The following is a 22,161-nucleotide window of genomic DNA, read 5'->3' on the forward strand; positions in this document are numbered from 1 at the left end:
GGCATGTCCCACTCCCCCCGCCGGGCCTGCCCCGCCTGCGGCCGCGACTGCGCCGTCACCGCCGGCCGGGTCGCCCGCCACGATCCTCCCGCCGGGCGGGACCGCGGCGACCTGGTCTCCTGCCCGGGATCCCGGGCCCGGGTGGTCCTCGGCGCCTCCGCGCCCACCCTGGACGGCTTCGTGCTGCCCGAACTCCCCGGGCAGCTCCCGCTGTTCTGACCGCACGCCTCGCCCTAGTGCCGTGGCCGGAAAGGTTTGCCGGGGCGCGGCGTCCGGTGCGGTGCATCGCAAGGCGGAGGGCCGCAGCTCGTACTGGACGTACTTGCGCGGTCCGACAACGCGGCGAGGTGCCGTGCCGGGGGCCGTGACCCGGTGAACCTTGCCGGTCACGGCACTAGGCGGCGGACTTGCCGCCCAGGATCCCGATCAGGCGCGAGCTGCTGTCGGCGCCGAAGCCCGCCTCGACCCCGCGGCGGTAGAGCGCGGCGTGCGCGGCCAGGATGCCGGTGTCCACACCCGAGTCGGCGGCGGTGTACAGGACGTGCTCGACACTGGCAGCACACATCGCGAGGCGCTCGTGGGCAGAGCCGCACCCCGCTCCTGGTGGCGGGCCGCCACCTGGCCCGGCTGGTGGCCTCGTACGCCCCGTAGGCCTCCGGATCCCCGTCCGGCCCGCCCGGCGGCGCTCGCGCGCTACGAGATCGCGGTGCGGAGCCGGACCACCTCGATCGGCTCGGTCTCGTCATGGGCGGTCAGGTCGATGACCTGGCCCACCGCGCCGTTCTCGGCGGCGGCCTCGATCTCGGCCGGACCCTCGGCGGGCGCCGGCTCGGCGACGGCCCGGCCGGACTCCGCCTCGTGGACCGCGAGGGCCTCGGCGCCGACCACGTCGGCCAGGTCCTCGTGCTGGACCGCCTCGATGGCCGCGCGGGCCTGCGCCGCGTTCTTGGTGCCGAAGAAGTCGAAGCCGCCCTCGACGCGGGAGGCCGCACGCCGCTGGGCCGCGTACGGGGCCACCGCCGCGGCCGGACGGCGCGCGGGGAGCGAGGCCGCGGGAGCGGAGGCCGGAGCGGAAACCGCCGGAGCCGCAGCGGAAACGGAAGCAGAGGAGGGAGCGGAGTCGGTCGCCGACGGCGGCGCCGCGGGCAGCGCCCGCTGCTCCGACCGCCGCTTGCGGGCCAGCGCCCCCAGAGCCGCATGGGCCCGGGCGTAGCCGAGCGAGGTGGGCGCACCCGCCGAGGTGCGCTCGTCGGAGACGGCCGGAAGTTCCTTCGGCGCGGCCGCGGACGCCGGAGCGGCGGAGGCCTCGATGGCCAGCAGCCGGCGGCCCTCCAGCGCGCTCGCGCGCTCGGTCTCGGCGGTCGCGTAGCGCCGCAGCAGCGCCGCGTGCTCGCCCCGCAGCCCCGCCAGTTCGACCCGCTTGGCGCGCAGCTTGGCGTCGAGCCTGGCCCGCAGCATCCGGGCCTCTTCGAGATCGGATTCGAGCTCGGCTATCCGCTCGTCCGTCTTCCACTCGTCCTTGACCCGCTCCCGCGCGAGTTCCGCGACGCGGCGGCCCGCCGAGCGGTCCCAGGCCCGCATCATGACGGCGCCGGCGATCCCGGCGGCCGCGGTCAGGGCCACGAGCAGCCTCAGCGCGACGCCGTCGTCGGGGCCCGCCAGCAGCCAGGCCGCGCCGGCACTGGTGACGGAGACACCGGCGACGGCCGTCGGCGTGAGCAGCCGGTGCAGAGGTTCGGGATTGCGGTGGCGTCCACGGGGCATGGCCCGAAATTTACAGGGCGCGGTGTCGAGTGGGATACCCGCCCGGCAATCTGTTCCCGGGCGGTTACCCCACATTCCCGTATCACCCCGTAACGCCTACTTCTTGAGAAGGCCCTTGGACTCCAGGTACGCCTTCGCCACGTCCGCCGGCTTGGCGCGCTCCGCGTCCACCTTCCGGTTCAGGTCGACCAGATCGGCCGTCGTGAGCAGCTTGGTCAGCTTGTCGAGCGCGGCCGCGATGTCCGGGCCGCCCGCGTCCTTGGCATTGACCACCGGCAGTACGTTGTCGGCGTTCTGGAGCTTCTTGTCGTCCTCCAGCAGGACCAGGCCGTAGCTGTCGAGCGTGGCGTCCGTGGTCGTGGTCAGCACGACCTGGTCGACGCCGTCCTTGACCGCCTGCTTGGCCTGCGGGGTGCCGACGCCCTTCGGGTCAATACCGGAAACCTGAATTCCGTATGTTGCCGTCAACCCCGGTGCGCAGAACGGCCGGACGGCGCATTCGTCGCCCGCCGCGATCTTCACCTTCAGTCCGGACTTCCCAAGATCGGAAAGCGTCTTCAGGTTGTTCTTCCGGGCGAATTCCCCGGTCACCGCGAATGCGTTCTGATCGACCGCCCCGCCCGCGGCCAGCGCCTTCAGGCCGAGCGGGGCCGCGAGCTTCTCCAGGCCCGCCACCGTCGCCGCGACGTCGCTCGACGCGACCGGCTTCTCCTCCGGCGCCTTGGTGCCGTTCACCTTGGCGTTGAGGAACTCCGCGAGCGTGGCCGCGTACTCCGGGACGACGTCGATCTCGCCCTTCTCCAGCGCAGGCTCGTACAGCTCGCGGTTGTTGACCGTCTTGACCGAGGTGCTGTACCCCGCGTCCTTGAGGACCTGCGCGTACAGCTCCGCCAGGACGTTGGACTCGGTGAACCCGGCCGCGCCGATCACCAGGCTGCCCTTGCCCTCCGCGGCCGGAGCGGACGACCCGCCGTCCTTGCTCTTCTCCAGGCTGTCGCCGCCGCACGCGGCCAGCGACACCGTCAGGGCGAGGGCGCCCAGCGACGCGCCGAGGACGCGCGTGGTCTTGGTCATGGGGAACTCCGATCGAGGCGATGGACAGGAATCAGCGGGCCGCCGCCGTCCGCGGCAGCAGCCGGTCCGCCGCCACCAGCAGGCCCTCCACCAGCAGCGCCAGCGCGGCCACCAGCAGGGCGCCCGCGACGACCTGCGGGGTGTTGTACGTGTTGAAGCCGGCGGTGATGATCCGGCCGAGGCCGCCCTGGCCGACCATGGCGGCGATCGTCGCCGTGGCGATGACCTGCACGGCGCCCGAGCGCAGCCCCGTCATCACCAGGGTCCGCGCGAGCGGGAGTTCGACGTGCAGGAAGAGCTGGCCGCCGGACATGCCCATGCCCCGGGCCGCCTCCACCACCGAGCGGTCCACCTCGCGCATGCCGACGTACGCGTTCGTCAGCAGCGGCGGAACGGCGAACAGCACGAGCGCGATGATGGTCGGCAGATAGCCGGCGTTGCGCAGCGGGGAGACCATGAACAGCGCCAGCACCGCGAAGACCGGAACGGCCCGGCCGGCGTTGGAGAGATTGATCGCGAGGGCGCCGCCCTTGCCGAGATGGCCGAGGAACAGGCCGATCGGCAGCGCGATCACGCAGGCGATCGCGAGCGCGATCCCGCTGACGTAGACGTGCTCGCCCAGCCGGTGCCAGACACCGCTCTCCCCCGACCAGTTGGCTCCGTTCGCCAGCCAGTCCCAGGCCTCTCCCATCACGCCCACGGCCTCAGGCCCCCTTCACGGGAACCGCCGGGCGGGCGCCGGCCCGGGTCCACGGCGTGAGCAGCCGCTGCAGACCGAGCAGCAGCAGGTCCGCCACGAGCGCCAGCAGGACGCACAGCACGGAGGCGGTGAGCACCTGGGCCTTGAAGGAGGTGTTCACGGCCGGGGCGATGAGGTTGCCGAGGCCGCCCTTGCCGACGATGGAGCCGACCGTGGTCAGCGCGACCGTCGAGACGGTGGCGATCCGCACACCGGCGAGCAGTGCGGGCAGCGCCAGCGGCAGTTCGACCTGCCACAGCAGCCGCCCCGGGCCGTACCCCATGCCGCGCGCGGCCTCCCGTACCTCGTCGGGGACGGCCTCCAGCCCGGCCAGCACGTTGCGGACCAGGATGGTCAGCGAATACAGCACCAGCCCGGTCACCACCAGCGCCGCCGAGAGCCCGAAGACCGGCAGCAGCAGGGAGAACATGGCCAGCGAGGGGACCGTGTAGAGCAGGGTGGTGAAGGCCAGCACGGGCGCCGCCCAGCCGCGGCCGCGGCGGGCCAGCAGGGCGAGCGGCACGGACACGGCCACGCCGATCAGGACCGACACGCCCGTGATCCAGACGTGTTCGAGGGTGGCGTCGGTCAGTTCCTGGGAGCGGGAGGACACGTAGTCCCAGCAGATCCAGTCGTTCGCCACCAGGCAGTTCTGCCCCGCCACGCATCTCACCCCCCGCCACTTCGTCGAACAGACGTCTTCACGATCACCCGGCCCAGCGACCCTAACCCGCCGCACCCCCGATGGCCGGATTCCTTCGCACAGGGGCAACATGCCCTTCACAAAACCGCGGCGCCCGTGCGGAAGGATGGGGCCCGTGATCCGATTCGAGCATGTGACCAAGCGCTACCCCGACGGGACGACGGCCGTCGAGGACCTGTCCTTCGAGGTGGCGGAGGGCGAACTGGTCACGCTCGTGGGACCGTCCGGCTGCGGCAAGACGACCACGATGAAGATGGTCAACCGGCTGATCGACCCCACCTCCGGCCGGATCCTGCTGAACGGCGAGGACATCGCGACCACCGACCCGGTCCGGCTGCGCCGCCGGATCGGCTACGTCATCCAGCAGGTCGGGCTGTTCCCCCACAAGACCGTCCTGGAGAACACGGCGACCGTGCCGCAGCTGCTCGGCACCCCGAAGGCCGAGGCCCGCGCGCGGGCGGCCGAACTGCTCGAACTGGTGGGGCTGGATCCGGCCGTGTACGGGGGCCGGTACCCGGAGCAGCTCTCGGGCGGGCAGCGCCAGCGCGTCGGCGTGGCCCGCGCGCTCGCCGCCGATCCGCCGGTGCTGCTGATGGACGAGCCGTTCGGCGCGGTGGACCCGGTGGTGCGCGAGCGGCTGCAGAACGAGTTCCTCACGCTGCAGAAGACCGTGCGCAAGACGATCCTGCTGGTCACGCACGACCTGGAGGAGGCGATCCGGCTCGGCGACCGCATCGCCGTCTACGGGTCGGGCACCATCGAGCAGTTCGACCGCCCTGCGGCGGTGCTCGCGGCGCCGGCCACCCCGTACGTGGCCTCCTTCGTCGGCGCCGACCGCGGGCTCAAGCGGCTCGCGGTCACCACGGTCGGGACGGCCGACCTGGCGGCGGCGGAGGGCAAGGCCCCACAGGCGGCGGTGGAGCTGGGGGCGACGCTGCGCGAGGCGCTCGCCGCGCTGCTGCAGGAGGACTCGGGCCGGATCGGGGTCACGGATCCGGACTCCGGCGCGCTGATCGGCGTACTGACCCCCGAGAGCGTCCACCGGGCCCTGCGCCGGGCCCACTTGCAGGAGGCGTAGCCGGCCCGGTCCCGGAAGGAACGGTGACCGTTCCCGGAAAGAGCGGTGACCGGCCCCGAAGGGCCGGTCACGGGGTGCTCTCGCGCCCGCCGGGCACGAACGATCCGGGCCGTCGGCCCGTCAGGCCTCGATGCGGCCGCTCATCCACATCAGCATCGGCGGGATCTCACGTCGCCACGTGTTGAAGTTGTGGCCACCGCTGTCGAGGATGATGGAGGAGACCCGGTCCGGGCCCTGCACCTTCTTGATGAACTTCTTGGTGTCGGCGAAGTTCGGCTCGCCCTTCTCGCTGCTGGTGACGAGGAAGGACGTACCGGTCGGCTTCTTGTTCTCGATGCTGTGCAGCACGTCCGCACGCTTCTTCAGCTTGTCGTCCCCGTGGAACAGGTCACCGGTCGTCGGGTCGTCCGGAGCCTCGTAGTACGCCGACAGACCCGCGGCGGCACCGAAGGTCTGCGGGTAGTGCGCGGCGATCTTCAGCGCGCAGTACCCACCGGTCGAGTTGCCGATGAAGCCCATGTTCTCGGGCTTCTTGCCGACCCGGAACGTGTCCGTGATGGCCTGCGGGAGGTCCTCGGCGAAGAAGGTCTCGGTCTGCGGGCCACCGGGTATATCGACGCACTCGGTGTCACGCGGCGGCGCGATCGTCGGGCGCATCATGACCAGGATCATCGGCTTCATCTTGCCCGCCTTGGACAGGCTGAAGGCCTTCATCGGGTAGTCGAGCCCTTTGATCAGGTTCTCGGCGGTGCCCGGGTAGCCGGTCAGGACGATGGAGGCGGGAAAGTTCTGGTCCTTGTGCTGCGGCTGGAAGTACTCCGGCGGGAGCCACACGTAGCCGGGGCTCGTTATCTTCGACTTCTGCCCGGTTATGGCAACCTTCAGGATCTGACCGCCGACCTGGGGCTTGGCGCCACCGGGCACGTCCAGCTTCTGCTTGTCGACGACCTTGATGTCCTTGCTGCTCATCGAGTGGTCGACGACCTTGCCCATGGACGTCTCCTGGCCGAGCAGGTCGGCCCAGGAGCCATAGAAGAGGAACGACTTGTTAGCCGCGAGACCCACAGCCGAGAACAGCGCCAGCTGCGTCGCCAGCAGGAGCGCGACCCGGCCGACGAACGCGCGCCAGGTGCGGCCCGAGAGCTTCGGCCAGAACCAGACGGTGGCCGCGAACAACAGCACACCGGCCAGGACGGCCAACGCCAGAACCGTGGTACTCGTGAGACCCATGAGCAGTCAGTCGACTTTCTGGTGGCAGGACAGTTTTTTTCCGACGAATTTTCCGGCGAAAGAGTGAACCCGCTCCTCGTCGATGTCGTCCTAAGGGACGCACCACACACCGGAGGCTGTCGCGGCCTTCGGCCACTTGATCTCTCGCGGAGCAACGGGAAGCGATGTCTAGCAGGATAGATGGCGATAAGTCGGGACAGGTTCCGAGCAGGGTCCGCCGAATCCTCCGAGGACCACAGCCGGAGTCGGTGCCCGGCCTGGTAGGTACGGCCGTCATGATCGTCGGCCTTCTGGACATCGCGGCAGGAGTCTTCCCGCGTTTCCGGCACAGCCGGATCCACGCGGTGACGGAAGTCCTGCCCGGTTCCCTGGGCCCGTTCGCGGCAGCCCTCTCCATCAGCTCGGGCGTACTGCTCCTGCTGCTCGCCCACGGCCTCAAGCGGCACAAGCGGCGCGCCTGGCGGGCCGCCGTTGTCCTGCTGCCCGCGGGCGCGGCGGCGCAGTTCACGTACCGCCACTCGGTCATCGGCGTGGTCATCGCCGCGGTGCTCCTCGCACTGCTGCTGCGCCACCAGAGGGAGTTCAAGGCGCTGCCCGACCCGCGCAGCCGCTGGAAGGCGCTCGCGAACTTCGTGCTGATGAGCGCCGGCTCCATCGGCCTGGGCCTGGTCATCGTCAACGTGCACCCGGGCAAGGTCGTCGGCAACCCGAGCCTGTACGAGCAGATCACGCACGTCGTCTACGGCCTCTTCGGCTTCGAGGGACCCGTCGACTACGCCGGCCGGGTGTCCTGGACCGTCGGATACTCCCTCGGCGCCCTCGGCATGCTGACCGCGCTCACCACCATCTACCTGGCCTTCCGCCCCGAGCACCCGGCCGCCCGGCTCACCCCCGACGACGAGTCCAAGCTGCGCGAACTGCTCACCAAGCACGGCGGCCGCGACTCCCTCGGCCACTTCGCGCTCCGCCGCGACAAGGCCGTCGTCTTCTCCCCCAGCGGCAAGGCCGCCGTCACCTACCGCGTCGTCTCCGGCGTGATGCTCGCCTCCGGCGACCCCATCGGCGACGTCGAGGCCTGGCCCGGCGCGATCGAGCGGTTCATGGAGGAGGCCAAGGCCCACTCCTGGACCCCTGCCGTCATGGGCTGCAGCGAGACCGGCGGCGAGGTCTGGACCCGCGAGACCGGTCTCGACGCCCTGGAACTGGGTGACGAGGCGATTGTCGATGTCAAAGACTTCTCCCTCTCGGGCCGCGCCATGCGCAATGTCCGCCAGATGGTGAAGCGCATCGAGCGCAACGGATACACCACCAAGGTCCGCCGGGTCAGCGAACTCACCGCGGCCGAGCTGGAACAGGTGAGCGGCGCGGCCGAGGCCTGGCGCGGCACCGACACCGAGCGCGGCTTCTCGATGGCGCTGGGCCGGGTCGGCGACCCGGGCGACGGCGACTGCTACATCGCCACCGCCCACCGGGTCGAGGAGGGCGACACCAGCCCCTTCGGCGACCTCAAGGCCATCCAGCACTTCGTGCCGTGGGGCAAGGACGGCATGTCCCTGGAACTCATGCGCCGCGACCGCGGGGCCGACCCCGGCATGAACGAGCTGCTGATCGTCGCCTCCCTGGAGGCCGCCCCCGCCCTCGGCATCGAGAAGGTCTCCCTGAACTTCGCGATGTTCCGCTCGGCCCTCGCCCGCGGCGAGAAGATCGGCGCCGGCCCGGTGCTGCGGATGTGGCGCAACCTGCTGGTCTTCCTCTCCCGCTGGTTCCAGATCGAGTCGCTCTACAAGTTCAACGCGAAGTTCCGCCCCCGCTGGGAGCCCCGCTTCGTGGTCTTCCGCACCACCCGCGACCTGCCCCGCATCGGCTTCGCCGCGATGCAGGCCGAGGGCTTCGTGACGCTGGCCCTCCCGCGGCTCTTCGCCAGCCGCCGCCGCCCCAAGCCGGTCCGCACCTGCACGCACACCCGCATGACGACCGTCCCGAAGCAGCCGGAACGCGAAGTCCAGGCGGCCTGACCCAACCCCGGCGGGGCAATTCCAGCCCCGCCGGCCACCTCCAGCCCCGCCACCCCTCCAGCCCCGCCCCCCTCCAGCCCCGCCGGCGTTTGAGGCGCGGGGCCCGGGGCGGAGCCCCGCTCTTTTCAGCCCCGCCGGCGATTGAGGCGCGGGGCCCGGGGCAGCGCCCCGTTCTTCCAGCCCCGCCGGCGATTGAGGCGCGGGGCCCGGGGCGGAGCCCCAGGAAGCCGCCCCGGGCCACAACCCCTCCGCACCGCCCGGCCAGGGCACCGGCCAGGGCACGGGCCCTGCCGTATCCAGGTCAGCCCTACCCTTGGACCTATGAACACGAACCGCGGAGCCACCGGCAGGGGTCAGGTCGCAGGTCTGCCGGAATGGAACCGCTGCGGAGTCATGGGCGTCGTCAACGTCACCCCCGACTCCTTCTCCGACGGCGGCCGCTGGTTCGACACCACCGCGGCCGTCAAGCGCGGCCTCGAACTCGTCGAACAGGGCGCCGACCTCGTCGACGTCGGCGGCGAGTCCACCCGGCCCGGCGCCTCCCGCGTCGACGAGGAGGAAGAGCTGCGCCGGGTCGTCCCCGTCGTCCGCGGCCTCGCCTCCGAAGGCGTCACCGTCTCCGTCGACACCATGCGCGCGACCGTCGCCGCCCGGGCCGTCGAAGCCGGCGCCCTCCTCGTCAACGACGTCAGCGGCGGCCTCGCCGACCCCGCCATGATCCCCGCCGTCGCCGCCGCCGAGGTCCCCTTCGTGGTGATGCACTGGCGCGGCTTCAGCGCCGGCATGAACAGCCTCGCCGTCTACCAGGACGTGGTCGCCGAGGTCACCACCGAGCTCCGGGCTCGGATCGACGCCGTCGTGGCCGGCGGGATCGCCCCCGAGCGGCTCCTCGTCGACCCCGGCCTCGGCTTCGCCAAGAACGCCGACCACGACCTGGCCCTGGTCGCCCACCTGCCCGAGCTCCGCGCCCTGGGCTTCCCGCTGCTGGTCGCCGCGTCGAGGAAGCGGTTCCTCGGCCGCGTCCTGGCCGGCACGGACGACGCCACCCCGCCGCCCGCCCGCGAACGCGACGCCGCCACGGCCGCCGTGTCGGCGATCGCCGCCCACCAGGGCGCCTGGGCCGTACGGGTCCACGAGGTACGGGCGACCGCGGACGCGGTTCGGGTGGCCCGCGCCGTGGAAGGGGCACTCTGATCCTCAACGACCGACAAGGAGCACCGTGAGCAGAACCGACATCGAAGCGGTCGAAGAGGTCAACACGGCCTTCTACGAGGCAATGGAGCGGGGGGACTTCGACGCTCTGTCGGCGCTCTGGCTCGAGGACGAGATCTCCTGCGTGCACCCCGGCTGGCCGGTGCTCTCGGGCCGCGGCGAGGTCCTGCGCTCGTACGCGCTGATCATGTCCCACACGGACTACATCCAGTTCTTCCTCACCGACACCAAGGTGGCCGTCATAGCCGACACCGCCCTGGTGACCTGCACGGAGAACATCCTCAGCGGCGGCCCCGCCGAGGACGGCGGAGAGCTCGGCCCGCTCGTGGGCCAGCTGGTCGTCGCCACGAATGTGTTCCGACGCACATCCGAGGGCTGGCGACTGTGGTCCCACCACGGTTCTCCCGTGCTCACGGAGTCCGACGACGACGACGAGGACGACGGCTCCTGACCCCGACGGCGGGACCCGGAGTATTTCGCAGGTAAATTCGAAGACGGACGACGCCGACCGCACTCGGCGTAGGCCCATGGCCCCGGGGAGCCCCGGGGGCCGGAAGCACTACGAAAGCAGGAGTGATTCGCGTGGATCGTGTCGCGCTGCGCGGCCTCAAGGCTCGCGGGCACCACGGCGTCTTCCCCCGGGAACGCGAGGAAGGCCAGACCTTCATCGTCGACCTCGTGCTGCACCTCGACACCCGCCCCGCCGCGGCCGGAGACGACCTGGCGAAAACCGTGCACTACGGGGTAGTAGCGGAAGAAGTCGTCGACGTGGTCCAGGGCGAGCCCGTCGACCTGATCGAAACCCTGGCCGAGCGGATCGCCCAGCAGTGCCTCAAGCACGAAGCGGTGGCACAGGTGGAGGTCGTCGTCCACAAGCCGGACGCGCCCATCACCGTCCCCTTCGACGACGTGACCATCACGATCACCCGGAGCCGCGCATGAACAACGGATTGAACGCACCGAGCGACCCCACCGTCCAGCCGGTACCCGCCTCCGTCGTCGAGACGGTCGACGCGGCGGACGTCACCCTGTCCAACCCGAAATGGGCCGTCATCGCGCTCGGCGCGAACCTCGGCAACCGCCTGGAGACCCTCCAGGGCGCCATCGACGCCCTCGGCGACACCCCCGGCCTGCGGGTCAAGGCCGTCTCCCCCGTCTACGAGACCGCGCCGTGGGGCGTCGCGCCCGGCTCGCAGCCCTCGTACCTCAACGCGGTCATCGCCGTGAAGACCACGCTGCCCCCCTCCTCGCTCCTGGAGCGAGGCCACGCCATCGAAGAGGCCTTCGACCGCGTCCGCGAGGAGCGCTGGGGCCCGCGCACGATCGACGTGGACATCGTCGCGTACGCCGACAGGGTCTCCGACGACCCCGTCCTCACTCTCCCGCACCCGCGCGCCCACCAGCGCGCCTTCGTGCTGGCCCCCTGGCACGACATCGACCCGGAAGCCCAGATCCCCGGCCGCGGCCCGGTCAACGCCCTCCTGGCCGAAATCGGCCTGAGCGGCGTCACGCCGCGCCCCGACCTGGAACTCCACCTCCCGGAGTAGTCGTTACCCTGTGGACTGCCTGACTGATCGGCGCGGAAAGCGGGGAACGGGCAAGTGAAGCAACTGAGGCCGGCGGTCCTGGCGGGCATCTTCGTGGTCGCCGGGGTCCTGTCCTGGGCGGGCGCCCGCCTGTGGAACACGTACGGCACGCTGCCGGGCGTCCCGCTGGCCGCGCCGATCGTCCTGGGCGTCATCGCGGCGGTCCTGCTGGCCACGGCCCTGTCGATGCGCTCCCGCCTCAAGGCCCAGCGCGAGCGCCGCCCGGGGGCCAAGGGCGTCGAGCCGCTGATGGCGGCGCGCGCGGTGGTCTTCGGCCAGGCGAGCGCGTTGGTGGCGGCGCTGGTCGCGGGCATGTACGGCGGCGTGGGCGTCTTCCTGCTGACCGAGTCCCTCGACGTCCCCGCCCGCCGCGACCAGGCCTGGTACGCCGGCTTCTCGGTCCTGGCGGGCGTGGCCGTCATCGCCGCCGCCCTCTTCCTGGAGCACGTGCTCAAGCTCCCCGAGGACGACGACACCCCGGAAGCCCCGGCCCGCGCCTAGGGCAATACACCTAGGCCGGCTCTTTCGGGATCAGGCCTCCCACGGGGTGCGGATCAGGTGCCCGTTCACCAGGTAGTCAGGGTGAGGTGCGAGCCCGAAGTCGTACAAGGTCGTCGGTCCCCCTCCATGGCGTCACGGAGGGGGACCGAAGCGGACAGCACCGACAATCCGGCTAGCGCGCCATGATGAGGCTCATCGCCTCGGCTCGGGTGGCCGTGGCACGGAGTTGGCCACGGACCGCGGACGTGGTGGTTTTGGCGCCCGGCTTGCGGATGCCGCGGACCGACATGCACATGTGCTCGGCCTCGATCACCACAATGGCGCCGCGCGCGTCGAGGATCTCCATCAGGGAATCCGCTATCTGCGTCGTGAGACGTTCCTGCACCTGCGGTCGGCGGGCGTAGACGTCCACAAGGCGGGCCAGCTTCGACAGGCCCGTGATCTTGCCGTTCTCCGCCGGAATGTAGCCGACGTGGGCGACTCCGTGGAACGGCAGCAGATGATGTTCGCACAAACTTACGATTTCAATGTCCTTCACCAGGACAAGCTCGTCATGTCCCAGGTCGAACACCGTCGTCAGAACATCCTCGGGCTTCTGCCACAGACCCGCCAGAATCTCCCGGTACGCGCGCGCCACGCGCGCCGGGGTCTCCAGGAGCCCCTCGCGTTCCGGGTCCTCGCCGACCGCGATCAGGAGCTCTCGAACAGCCGCCTCGGCCCGCTTCTCGTCGAACTCGCCGATCGTGCCCTCGTCACCGTTCAAGGTCACCGGGTCGGTCATCTCATCCTCGTTCCTGTCCGCACACGCGGTCGTACAAATGTGCCGCGCCCCCCAGGCTAGAACCTGGGGGGCGCGGCTTCCATTCCGGGTGAAGCAGGTCACGGACTAGTCCGTGACCTCCTCCGGCGCGGCCTCGGGGGCCTTGTCCACCGACACCGCCGAGGTGCCGTTCGCCGAGTTCGTCAGCTGGAGCTCCTTGGGAGAGAGCACCGGCGGACGGGTGGAGGGGGTGCGGCGGGAGGAGCCGGTCCACGCGGGGCGGGCCGGGCGCTTCACGATCGTGGAGAAGATCTCGGCGATCTGCTCCTTGTTCAGCGTTTCCTTCTCCAGCAGCGCGAGGACCAGGTTGTCGAGGACGTCACGGTTCTCGACCAGGATCTCCCAGGCCTCGTTGTGCGCGGTCTCGATGAGCTTCTTGACCTCTTCGTCGACCAGCGCCGCGACCTCTTCCGAGTAGTCCCGCGGGTGCGACATCTCGCGCCCCAGGAACGGCTCGGTGTTGTCGCCGCCGAACTTGATCGCACCGAGACGCTCGGTCATGCCGTACTGCGTGACCATGGCCCGCGCCGTGGCGGTGGCCTTCTCGATGTCGTTCGCCGCGCCCGTGGTCGGGTCGTGGAAGACCAGCTCCTCGGCTGCGCGCCCGCCCAGCATGTACGCCAGCTGGTCGAGCATCTCGTTGCGCGTGGTCGAGTACTTGTCCTCGTCGGGCAGGACCATGGTGTAGCCCAGGGCCCGGCCGCGGGACAGGATCGTGATCTTGTGGACCGGGTCGGAGTTCGGGGAGGCCGCCGCGACCAGGGCGTGTCCGCCCTCGTGGTACGCGGTGATCTTCTTTTCCCGGTCCGACATGATCCGGGTCCGCTTCTGCGGGCCCGCCACGACGCGGTCGATCGCCTCGTCCAGCGCGTGGTTGTCGACCAGCTTCTTGTCCGAGCGGGCCGTGAGGAGCGCGGCCTCGTTCAGGACGTTGGAGAGGTCGGCACCCGTGAAGCCGGGCGTACGGCGGGCGACGGCGCCCAGGTCGACGTCCGGAGCGACCGGCTTGCCCTTCTGGTGGACCTTGAGGATCTCCAGACGGCCCTGCATGTCCGGGCGGTCGACCGCGATCTGCCGGTCGAAGCGGCCCGGGCGCAGCAGTGCCGGGTCGAGGATGTCGGGACGGTTCGTGGCGGCGATCAGGATGACCCCGCCCTTCACGTCGAAGCCGTCCATCTCGACCAGCAGCTGGTTGAGGGTCTGCTCGCGCTCGTCGTGACCGCCGCCGAGACCCGCACCGCGGTGCCGGCCGACGGCGTCGATCTCGTCGACGAAGACGATCGCCGGCGCGTTGGCCTTGGCCTGTTCGAACAGGTCACGGACACGCGAGGCACCGACGCCGACGAACATCTCGACGAAGTCGGATCCGGAGATCGAGTAGAAGGGGACACCGGCCTCGCCCGCGACGGCGCGCGCGAGCAGGGTCTTTCCGGTGCCGGGCGGGCCGTACAGCAGCACGCCCTTGGGGATCTTGGCGCCGACGGCCTGGAACTTCGCCGGCTCCTGGAGGAACTCCTTGATCTCGTGGAGTTCCTCGACGGCCTCGTCCGCGCCCGCGACATCGGCGAACGTCGTCTTCGGGGTGTCCTTGGTGATGAGCTTGGCCTTGGACTTCCCGAAGTTCATGACTCGGGAGCCGCCGCCCTGCATCTGGTTCATCAGGAACAGGAAGACAACGACGATGAGGACGAAGGGCAGGAGCGAGAGCAGCACGCTCAGGAACGGGCTGGTCTTGTCCGGAGTGACGGAGTACCCGTCCGGGATCTGACCGGCGTCGTACTTGGTCTGGAGGTTCTGGGCGAGCTGGACGCCCTGATCCCCGATGTAGTTGGCCTGGAACTTGGTGCCGTCGTGCTTGCCGAGCTTCTGGCCGTCGCGCAGCTCGATCTTGATCATCTGGCTGTCGCCGGTGGTCAGCTTCGCTGTTTCCACCTGGCCAGTGTTGATCGCCTTGATGACCTCGCTGGTGTCCACCGACTTGTAGCCGCCGCCGGAGCCGACGACATTCATCAACACGACCACGGCGAGGACGGCCAGCACGATCCACATGACCGGCCCACGGAAGTATCGCTTCACGTCCATCCATACGGGGCGCCAGGCACCCCGTCCCTCCTGCCCGTAGGTAAATGCTGCTGTGAGTAAAGACTGTTCTTCGGAATGTACCTCTGAATTGTCACCCGCGGCCCCGTGGGACGGCTGACAGACCCGCCTTCCCCTGCTTCAACGGCGGGAATCGCCCCCAGGTTCCCCGGAGCGTGCCGTGCTTTCCCTCCGGGGGCCTCGGGGGGCCAGGCGGATCAGCCGCCGTAGACGTGCGGGGCGAGCGTGCCGACGAACGGCAGGTTGCGGTACTTCTCCGCGTAGTCGAGGCCGTAGCCGACGACGAACTCGTTCGGGATGTCGAAGCCGACCCACTTCACGTCGATCGCGACCTTCGCGGCCTCGGGCTTGCGCAGCAGCGTGACGACCTCCAGGGAGGCCGGCTGGCGGGAGCCGAGGTTCGACAGCAGCCAGGACAGCGTCAGGCCGGAGTCGATGATGTCCTCGACGATCAGGACGTGCTTGTCCTTGATGTCGGTGTCCAGGTCCTTGAGGATCCGCACCACACCGGAGGACTGGGTCCCGGCGCCGTACGAGGACACCGCCATCCAGTCCATGGTGAGCGGGGTGGACAAGGCGCGCGCCAGGTCCGCCATCACCATCACGGCGCCCTTGAGCACACCGACGATGAGCAGGTCCTTGCCCGCGTACTCCGCGTCGATCTTCGCGGCCAGCTCTGCCAGCTTCGCGTCGATCTCTTCCTTGGTGATGAGCACCGACTGGAGGTCGTTGCCCATGTCCTTCTCGTCCACCCGCATCACTTTCGTTGTCGGCCGGGGCTCCGGGGGTGCCCCGGAGGACTCAGCCGTGTTTCAGCACCAATCAGCCCTGCCGGATGACAAGTCTGCCACCCTGCCGCTGGGCCTCGACGCGGCCGGGCAGGTTGATGGCGCCCTGGCCGCGCCATCCGGTGATGAGACGGTCGACTTCTTCGATGTGCCGGGCGAAGAGGGAGCCCGCGGGGGAACCGGCCGCGACCACGGCCCTGCGCAGTACGCGGCGGCGGACGGCCGGGGGCAGGGCGTACAGCTTGGCGCACTCCAGGCGTCCGTCCTCGTCGCGCACACCGGCTTCCGCGTCGGCGGCCCAGGCGTCCAGGGCGTCGGCGTCGTCCCGGGAGAGCTGCGCGGTGCGGGCGAGTGCCTCGACGACTCCCTTGCCGAGCGCCTTCTCGAGGGCGGGCAGTCCCTCGTGGCGCAGCCGGGAGCGGGTGTAGGCGGGGTCGATGTTGTGCGGGTCGTCCCAGACGGGGAGGGACTGGACCATGCAGGCCTTGCGGGCGGTCTGCCGGTCGAGCTGGAGGAAGGGGCGGCGGTAGCGGTTGCTGCGGCCGGGTCCGCCGGAGACTTCCGCCATGCCGGAGAGGGAGCGGATGCCGGAGCCGCGGGCGAGGCCCAGCAGGACGGTTTCGGCTTGATCGTCCCGGGTGTGGCCGAGGAGAACGGCGGCGGCTCCGAGGCGGTCTGCGGCCTCGTCCAGGGCCCCGTAGCGGGCGTCGCGGGCGGCGGCCTCGGGTCCGCCGTCGCGGCCGACGCGCACGGCGACGGACTCCACCGGGTCGAGGCGGAGTGCGGTCATGCGGGTGACGACCTCGGCGGCGCGCAGGTCGGAGCCGGCCTGGAGTCCGTGGTCGATGGTGATGCCGCCGGCGCGGATGCCGAGTTTGGGGGCTTCGAAGGCGAGGGCCGAGGCGAGGGCCATGGAGTCGGCGCCGCCGGAGCAGGCGACGAGGACGAGTGGCAGGCTGCCGCCGTCGGTGCGAGGGTCGGCGTGGGGGGCGCGCCCGGACGGCGTCCGGGAGTGGTCGGTGAGGTCGGTGAGGACGTCGTGGAGTACGCGGCGGACCGCCAGGCGTATCGCCGCGACCGCAGGATGGGGACCCATGTCCGGTGCCCTTCGATGGAGTTCGGATGCCTCGGATGCCTCGGAGGCTTTCGGGGTGCGTGCTGGGGGTGTTGTCCGGCTGCCCCCGCAGAACGGGAGGATGTCACTCAGAGTGCGTCGATGGTGACAGAACCGAGCCGTTCCCCGAGCATCGCACGCCCTTCCACGGCCCACGGTCCCTCGGACGGGTGACGCTGCTTCCCCCAGTGAGACATGTTTACGCCCCCTGGGTCACCTTTCTTCACTCCCTTCGCGCCCCGTGCTGTGGACCCGGGCGACCCAGTCGGCGGGCTTGGCGATCTCGGCCCGGGTGGGCAGCGTGTTCGGCGAGGTCCAGACCCGGTTGAAGCCGTCCATGCCGACCTGGCCGACGACGGCGCGCACGAAGCGCTCGCCGTCGCGGTACTGGCGCAGCTTGGCGTCGAGGCCGAGCAGCTTGCGCAGGGCGGCGTCGAGGCGGCCGGCCCCGCTGGCCCGGCGCTGCTGGAACTTCTCGCGGATCTCGGCGACGGTGGGCACGACCTGGGGGCCGACTCCGTCCATGACGTAGTCGGCGTGGCCCTCCAGCAGGGACATGACGGCGGTGAGGCGGCCCAGGATCTCGCGCTGTTCGGGGGTCTGGACGAGTTCGACGAGGGAGCGTCCCTCGTCGCCGCGCTCGGCGTCGGGGCGGGCGCCGACGAAGGACTGGGCGGCTTCCCGGATGCGTTCGAGGACGGTCATCGGGTCCACTTCGGTGGCGCCGAGAAACGTCTGGATTTCGCCTTCGAGGTGGTCGCGCAGCCACGGGACGGCCGTGAACTGTGTACGGTGCGTCTCCTCGTGGAGGCAGACCCAGAGCCGGAAGTCGTGGGGGCTCACCTCCAGCTCGCGTTCGACGTGCACGATGTTGGGGGCGACGAGCAGGAGGCGGCCGCCCGCGGCGGAGGCGGGCAGGTCGCGGGAGACCGGGGCGAAGGTCTCGTACTGGCCGAGGACGCGGGAGGCCAGGAAGCTCAGCAGCATGCCGAGCTCGACGCCGGTGACCTTGCCGCCGACGGCGCCGAGGACGGCTCCGCCGGGGGCGCCGGCGCGGCGGTCCTGCATCTTGCCGAGGAGCGGTTGGAGCAGTTCGCGGAAGCCGGCGACGTTGGCCTTGACCCAGCCGGCCCGGTCGACGACCAGGACGGGTGTGTCGGGGACCGCGGAGCCTTCCGGGATCATGCGGCTGAACTCGCGTACGTGCCGTTCCGAGGTCCTGGCGTGCCTGCGCAGCTCGGCGACGACGGCCCGGGCCTCGTCCCGGGTGACCTCCGGGCCGGGTCGCACCAGCCGGGTCGCGGTCGCCACCGCGAGGTTCCAGTCGACCATCTCCGCACCACTGATGCTCGTCATGCGTCAACCGTACGTGGACCAGCCCTCCCGCGGACCCCCTACGAGGCGGCCGCGACGGCGGCGGCGAGCTTGTCGAGGGCCTTCTCGGCTCCCTCGGGGCCGGGGGTGCCGGCGGTGAGGAAGGCGAAGGCGAGCAGTCGGCCGGAGGAGTCGACGACGGTGCCGGAGAGGGAGTTGACGCCGGTCAGGGTGCCGGTCTTGGCCCGGACCAGGCCGGCGGCGGGGGAGCTGCCGGAGTTGCGGGCGCGCAGGGTTCCGGTGAATCCGGCGACGGGCAGTCCGGTGAGGACGGGCCGCAGCTCCGGGCGTTGCGGGTCGGCGGCCTTGGTGAGGAGTCCGGTCAGGAGGCCGGCGCTGATCTTGTCGGCGCGGTTGAGGCCGCTGCCGTCGGCGAAGCGGGAGCCGGTGACGTCGACGCCGAGGGCGGCGAGCTTGGCGGTGACGGCCTTCTCGGCGCCTTCGAAGCTGGCGGGCTGTCCGGAGGCGAGGGCGGTCTGCCGGGCGAGGGCTTCGGCGATGTCGTTGTCGCTGTTGGTGAGCATCCGCTCGACGAGTCCGGCCACGGGGGTGGAGAGGGTGACGGCCAGCGGCTGGGCGCCGGCGGCGGTCTTGGCCCGGCCGGGTTCGCCGGTGACCTTGATGCCGCGTTCGGTCAGCAGGGTGCGGAAGGTGCGGGCGGCGTCCTTGGAGGGGTCCTCGGTGCGTTCCGCGGGTCCGGAGGTGGAGTCGCCCCTGCGGCCCTCGTCGGCCGTCAGGGCGGTCACGAGGGCGATGTTGGGGTTGACGCCGATCGGGTGGCGGGCCGGGCCGGTGTAGAGGCTGTCGTCGTAGCCCAGGGTCACGGTGTCGGTGCCGGCGGCCTTGAGGGCCTGGGCGGTGTCGGCGGCGAGGACGACGAGGCTGCCGCCGGATCCGGCGGGGTTCTTCTCCTTGGCGGTGAGGGAGGGGTCGCCGCCGCCGACCAGGACGATGTGTCCGGGGGCGGTGCCGGGCGCGACGGTGGTCCTGATGCGGTGCTCGGGCCCGAGGGCGGCCAGGGCCGCGGCGGCGGTGGCGATCTTGACGGTGGAGGCGGGGGTCATCGCGTCCCGCGCCCCGGTCTCGTAGAGCACCTGTCCGGTGGCGGTGTCGACGACGGAGGCGGTACGGACGGTGCCGAGCGCGGGGTCGGCGAGGAGGGGCTTCAGCGCGGCGGCGAGGCTCCCGGAGGCGGCGGGGGCGGCCGGCTGCCTGCCCGGGGCGGCGGGGCCGATGGCGCCGAGTACGCCGGGGGCGCTGGGCGCGGCCTGCGGCAGGGCTCCCGAGCCGGGTCCGGCGCCGTGATCTGCGCCACCCGTACGGCCCCAGGAGGCGGCGCTGTCCCGCTCGGCCTTACGCTGGCCGGAGTCCCACGGACCGGCGGCGGCCACCGCTGCCACCGACAGGGCGAGGCCGGCGACGGCCGCACCTGCGATGAGCTGCCACGTCTTGTCCAATGGCACCTCGGACCAGCCCCTTTCGCGATCACACATATGCGTGAGGGACACTTAACCACTGCGTCTTGCCGCGAGCATGGCACCCCACCCGGCAGGGCTGGGCCGGACGCGCATGCAGTCGCACCAACGCAGTCTCGAAGCAATGAAGCTGATCATGGAGGAGCAGGACGTGGAGTTCGACGTCACCATCGAGATCCCCAAGGGTTCGCGGAACAAGTACGAGGTGGACCACGAGACCGGCCGGATCCGTCTGGACCGTCGCCTCTTCACCTCGACCAGCTACCCGGCCGACTACGGCTTCGTCGAGAACACCCTGGGCGAGGACGGCGACCCGCTGGACGCGCTGGTCATCCTTGACGAGCCGACCTTCCCGGGCTGCCTGATCAAGTGCCGCGCCATCGGCATGTTCCGCATGACGGACGAGGCGGGCGGCGACGACAAGCTGCTGTGCGTGCCGGCCTCCGACCCGCGTGTCGAGCACCTGCGCGACATCCACCACGTGTCCGAGTTCGACCGCCTGGAGATCCAGCACTTCTTCGAGGTCTACAAGGACCTGGAGCCGGGCAAGTCGGTCGAGGGCGCGAACTGGGTCGGCCGCACCGAGGCCGAGGCCGAGATCGAGGCCTCGTACAAGCGCCTGGAGGCGCAGGGCGGCCACCACTAGGCTCCGCCGGTGGGCAGGGTCGGGGGGATCCCCCGGGCCCTTGGCTTCGACAGTGGGCGGCACTCCATCGCGGGGGTGCCGCCCACTGTCGTGTGCGGAGCCGGGCTGCGCCCGGACCTGGGGCTCCGCCCCAGACCCCACGCCTCAAACGCCGGCGAGGCTGAACGGCGCGGCGGCCTGCCTTCGCCGGGGAGGAAACGGTTCCGCATACTGATACGGCAGGTGATCACGGACGGGAGGACGCGTGGCGGAGGCCGACGGGGCCGAGGACAGGAAGCCCCAGTCCGACGAGGCGCACAGCGCCTTCTCAGTCCCGCCCGGGATGGAGCCGGAGGTTCCCGAGGAGGACCAGCCCACCTCGGAATTCGTCCGTCCGGCGGGCGCCGAGATGGTGCAGCCCGAGCCTGAGGGATCGGCTTTCGCGATGCCGGCCACCTACAGCGCCGCGCACTCCCCGCCCGCCTACACCCCCGGCCAGGACTTCCCCCTCGGCGGGCCCAAGGAATCCCCCTGGCAGGACCGCATGCGCACGATGCTGCGCATGCCGGTCGACGTGCGCCCCGTACCGGATCTCGTGCAGCGGCCGAGCGAGGCCGGGCCCGCCGTGGGCCGCGTGCTCGACCTGACCCTGCGCATCGGCGAGCTGCTGCTCGCGGGCGGCGAGGGCGCCGAGGACGTGGAGGCCGCGATGTTCGCGGTGACCCGCTCCTACGGGCTGGACCGCTGCGAGCCCACCGTCACCTTCACCCTGCTGTCGATCACCCACCAGCCCTCGCTGGTGGACCATCCGGTCTCGGCGAACCGGACCGTGCGCCGCCGCGGCCCCGACTACAACCGGCTCTCGGCCGTCTACCGGCTGGTGGACGACATCAGCGCCCCCGAGATCGACATCTCGCTGGAGGAGGCCTACCGGCGCCTCGCCGAGATCCGCCGCAACCGGCACCCGTACCCCGGCTGGATGCTCACCTCCGCCGCCGGGCTGCTCGCCGGCGCCGCCTCCACCCTGGTCGGCGGCGGAGTGCTGGTCTTCATCGCGGCGGCGCTCGGCGCGGTCCTCGGCGACCGGCTGGCATGGCTGTGCGCCGGGCGCGGGCTGCCGGAGTTCTACCAGTTCGTGGTCGCGGCGATGCCGCCGGCCGCGATCGGGGTGGCGCTGAACATGACCGGGATCGACGTCAAGGCCTCCGCCGTGATCACCGGCGGGCTCTTCGCGCTGCTGCCCGGGCGGGCCCTGGTCGCGGCCGTGCAGGACGGCCTGACCGGCTTCTACATCACCGCCTCCGCCCGGCTGCTGGAGGTCATGTACCTCTTCATCGGCATCATCATGGGCGTGCTGGTCGTGCTCTACATCGGGCTCCAGTTCGACGCCTCCCCGAAGCCGGAGGAGGTCCTGGAGATCACCGAGCGGCCGCTGATCCAGATCGCGGCCTCGATGGTGCTGGTGTTCACCTTCGCGATCCTGCTCCAGCAGGAGCGCTCCACCGTGGCGATCGTGACGCTGAACGGCGCGGTGGCGTGGGTGACGTTCGGGGCCATGCACTACGCGGGCAACATCCCGCCCGTGCCGTCCACGGCCGTCGCGGCGGGGCTGGTGGGGCTGTTCGGGCAGCTCTTCTCGCGCTACCGCTTCGCGTCCGCGCTGCCGTACGTGACGGCCGCCATCGGCCCGCTGCTGCCCGGCTCGGCGACCTACTACGGGCTGCTGCTGATCGCCGAGGACCGGCTGAACGAGGGGCTGGGCTCGCTGGTGAACGCCGCGGCCATCGCGCTGGCCATCGCGATCGGGGTGAACCTGGGGTCGGAGACCTCACGGCTGTTCATGCGGATCCCGGGAGCCGCGAGCGCCGCGAAGCGCCGTGCGGCGAAGCGGACCCGCGGCTTCTGACCGGCTTGGGCACGCGTACGCCCCGCAGGCTCTCGCGTGCCTGCGGGGCGTAGCCGA

Annotated in this window: 22 protein-coding genes; 10 read left to right on the forward strand and 12 right to left on the reverse strand. The window is 71.1% G+C overall.

Features of this window, described 5'->3' with window-relative positions:
* The first annotated feature begins 3 nt into the window (after positions 1-3).
* Positions 4-219 carry a hypothetical protein gene (locus tag OG534_RS16020; RefSeq protein ID WP_326588737.1) on the forward strand — a complete coding sequence of 72 codons (216 nt, stop codon included), beginning with the start codon at positions 4-6 and terminating at the stop codon, positions 217-219.
* A gap of 175 nt (positions 220-394) precedes the next feature.
* On the opposite strand, the gene OG534_RS16025 is transcribed toward OG534_RS16020, so the two are convergent.
* The 5 genes from OG534_RS16025 to OG534_RS16045 all read right to left on the reverse strand — a co-directional run bounded on the left by OG534_RS16025 (position 395) and on the right by OG534_RS16045 (position 4,241).
* Positions 395-661: an imine reductase family protein gene (locus OG534_RS16025; RefSeq protein ID WP_326593655.1), complete on the reverse strand. Its 267-nt coding sequence runs from the start codon at positions 659-661 to the stop codon at positions 395-397.
* A gap of 32 nt (positions 662-693) precedes the next feature.
* A complete protein-coding gene (locus tag OG534_RS16030) occupies positions 694-1,764 on the reverse strand; it encodes a hypothetical protein (protein ID WP_326588738.1) in 1,071 nt (356 codons plus the stop codon).
* Between the two features lie 96 nt (positions 1,765-1,860).
* Entirely contained in the window at positions 1,861-2,838 is a 978-nt protein-coding gene (locus tag OG534_RS16035; protein ID WP_326588739.1) for an ABC transporter substrate-binding protein, read from the reverse strand.
* Between the two features lie 31 nt (positions 2,839-2,869).
* The gene (locus OG534_RS16040) at positions 2,870-3,538 is read right to left on the reverse strand and encodes an ABC transporter permease (protein WP_326588740.1); all 669 of its coding nucleotides are present in this window, start codon (positions 3,536-3,538) and stop codon (positions 2,870-2,872) included.
* A gap of 4 nt (positions 3,539-3,542) precedes the next feature.
* The gene (locus tag OG534_RS16045; protein WP_326588741.1) at positions 3,543-4,241 is read right to left on the reverse strand and encodes an ABC transporter permease; all 699 of its coding nucleotides are present in this window, start codon (positions 4,239-4,241) and stop codon (positions 3,543-3,545) included.
* Between the two features lie 154 nt (positions 4,242-4,395).
* Between OG534_RS16045 and OG534_RS16050 the strand changes: the two genes are divergently transcribed.
* Positions 4,396-5,358 carry an ABC transporter ATP-binding protein gene (locus OG534_RS16050; protein WP_326588742.1) on the forward strand — a complete coding sequence of 321 codons (963 nt, stop codon included), beginning with the start codon at positions 4,396-4,398 and terminating at the stop codon, positions 5,356-5,358.
* Between the two features lie 120 nt (positions 5,359-5,478).
* Here OG534_RS16050 and OG534_RS16055 read toward each other — a convergent pair whose 3' ends face one another.
* Positions 5,479-6,588, reverse strand: coding sequence for an alpha/beta hydrolase (locus tag OG534_RS16055; protein ID WP_326588743.1), 1,110 nt, complete (start codon positions 6,586-6,588; stop codon positions 5,479-5,481).
* Between the two features lie 164 nt (positions 6,589-6,752).
* Between OG534_RS16055 and OG534_RS16060 the strand changes: the two genes are divergently transcribed.
* From OG534_RS16060 to OG534_RS16085, 6 genes are all read left to right on the forward strand, one after another.
* Positions 6,753-8,603 (forward strand): phosphatidylglycerol lysyltransferase domain-containing protein, encoded by a 1,851-nt coding sequence (locus OG534_RS16060; protein ID WP_326588744.1) that lies wholly within the window; start codon positions 6,753-6,755, stop codon positions 8,601-8,603.
* A 321-nt stretch (positions 8,604-8,924) separates the two neighbouring features.
* A complete protein-coding gene (gene folP, locus OG534_RS16065; RefSeq protein ID WP_326588745.1) occupies positions 8,925-9,797 on the forward strand; it encodes a dihydropteroate synthase in 873 nt (290 codons plus the stop codon).
* Between the two features lie 25 nt (positions 9,798-9,822).
* Entirely contained in the window at positions 9,823-10,266 is a 444-nt protein-coding gene (locus tag OG534_RS16070; RefSeq protein ID WP_326588746.1) for a nuclear transport factor 2 family protein, read from the forward strand.
* Positions 10,267-10,397: 131 nt separating this feature from the next.
* On the forward strand, positions 10,398-10,757 hold the full coding sequence (folB, locus tag OG534_RS16075) for a dihydroneopterin aldolase (protein ID WP_030010912.1): 360 nt from the start codon (positions 10,398-10,400) through the stop codon (positions 10,755-10,757).
* Positions 10,754-11,362, forward strand: a complete 609-nt coding sequence (folK, locus tag OG534_RS16080; RefSeq protein ID WP_326588747.1) for a 2-amino-4-hydroxy-6-hydroxymethyldihydropteridine diphosphokinase — start codon at positions 10,754-10,756, stop codon at positions 11,360-11,362. The genes folB and folK overlap by 4 nt, the downstream gene beginning before the upstream one ends.
* A gap of 54 nt (positions 11,363-11,416) precedes the next feature.
* Positions 11,417-11,902: a DUF3180 domain-containing protein gene (locus tag OG534_RS16085; protein ID WP_326588748.1), complete on the forward strand. Its 486-nt coding sequence runs from the start codon at positions 11,417-11,419 to the stop codon at positions 11,900-11,902.
* 172 nt (positions 11,903-12,074) lie between these two features.
* Here the strand turns inward: OG534_RS16085 and folE are convergent, their stop codons facing one another.
* The 6 genes from folE to dacB all read right to left on the reverse strand — a co-directional run bounded on the left by folE (position 12,075) and on the right by dacB (position 19,561).
* A complete protein-coding gene (gene folE / locus OG534_RS16090) occupies positions 12,075-12,683 on the reverse strand; it encodes a GTP cyclohydrolase I FolE (protein ID WP_326588749.1) in 609 nt (202 codons plus the stop codon).
* A gap of 105 nt (positions 12,684-12,788) precedes the next feature.
* The gene (ftsH, locus tag OG534_RS16095; protein WP_326588750.1) at positions 12,789-14,804 is read right to left on the reverse strand and encodes an ATP-dependent zinc metalloprotease FtsH; all 2,016 of its coding nucleotides are present in this window, start codon (positions 14,802-14,804) and stop codon (positions 12,789-12,791) included.
* Between the two features lie 215 nt (positions 14,805-15,019).
* A complete protein-coding gene (gene hpt, locus OG534_RS16100) occupies positions 15,020-15,580 on the reverse strand; it encodes a hypoxanthine phosphoribosyltransferase (protein WP_030010907.1) in 561 nt (186 codons plus the stop codon).
* Positions 15,581-15,644: 64 nt separating this feature from the next.
* Positions 15,645-16,706, reverse strand: coding sequence for a tRNA lysidine(34) synthetase TilS (gene tilS, locus OG534_RS16105; protein WP_326588751.1), 1,062 nt, complete (start codon positions 16,704-16,706; stop codon positions 15,645-15,647).
* A gap of 231 nt (positions 16,707-16,937) precedes the next feature.
* Positions 16,938-18,080, reverse strand: a complete 1,143-nt coding sequence (locus OG534_RS16110) for a zinc-dependent metalloprotease (protein ID WP_326588752.1) — start codon at positions 18,078-18,080, stop codon at positions 16,938-16,940.
* A gap of 38 nt (positions 18,081-18,118) precedes the next feature.
* Positions 18,119-19,561 carry a D-alanyl-D-alanine carboxypeptidase/D-alanyl-D-alanine endopeptidase gene (dacB, locus tag OG534_RS16115; RefSeq protein ID WP_326588753.1) on the reverse strand — a complete coding sequence of 481 codons (1,443 nt, stop codon included), beginning with the start codon at positions 19,559-19,561 and terminating at the stop codon, positions 18,119-18,121.
* Between the two features lie 163 nt (positions 19,562-19,724).
* Here dacB and OG534_RS16120 point away from each other — a divergent pair, with 163 nt between their 5' ends.
* Positions 19,725-20,219, forward strand: a complete 495-nt coding sequence (locus OG534_RS16120; RefSeq protein ID WP_008742522.1) for an inorganic diphosphatase — start codon at positions 19,725-19,727, stop codon at positions 20,217-20,219.
* Between the two features lie 244 nt (positions 20,220-20,463).
* Positions 20,464-22,104 (forward strand): threonine/serine ThrE exporter family protein, encoded by a 1,641-nt coding sequence (locus OG534_RS16125; protein WP_326588754.1) that lies wholly within the window; start codon positions 20,464-20,466, stop codon positions 22,102-22,104.
* The last annotated feature ends 57 nt before the right edge of the window (positions 22,105-22,161 follow it).

The sequence above is a fragment of the Streptomyces sp. NBC_01294 genome (genome assembly GCF_035917235.1).
Lineage (GTDB): Bacteria > Actinomycetota > Actinomycetes > Streptomycetales > Streptomycetaceae > Streptomyces > Streptomyces caledonius.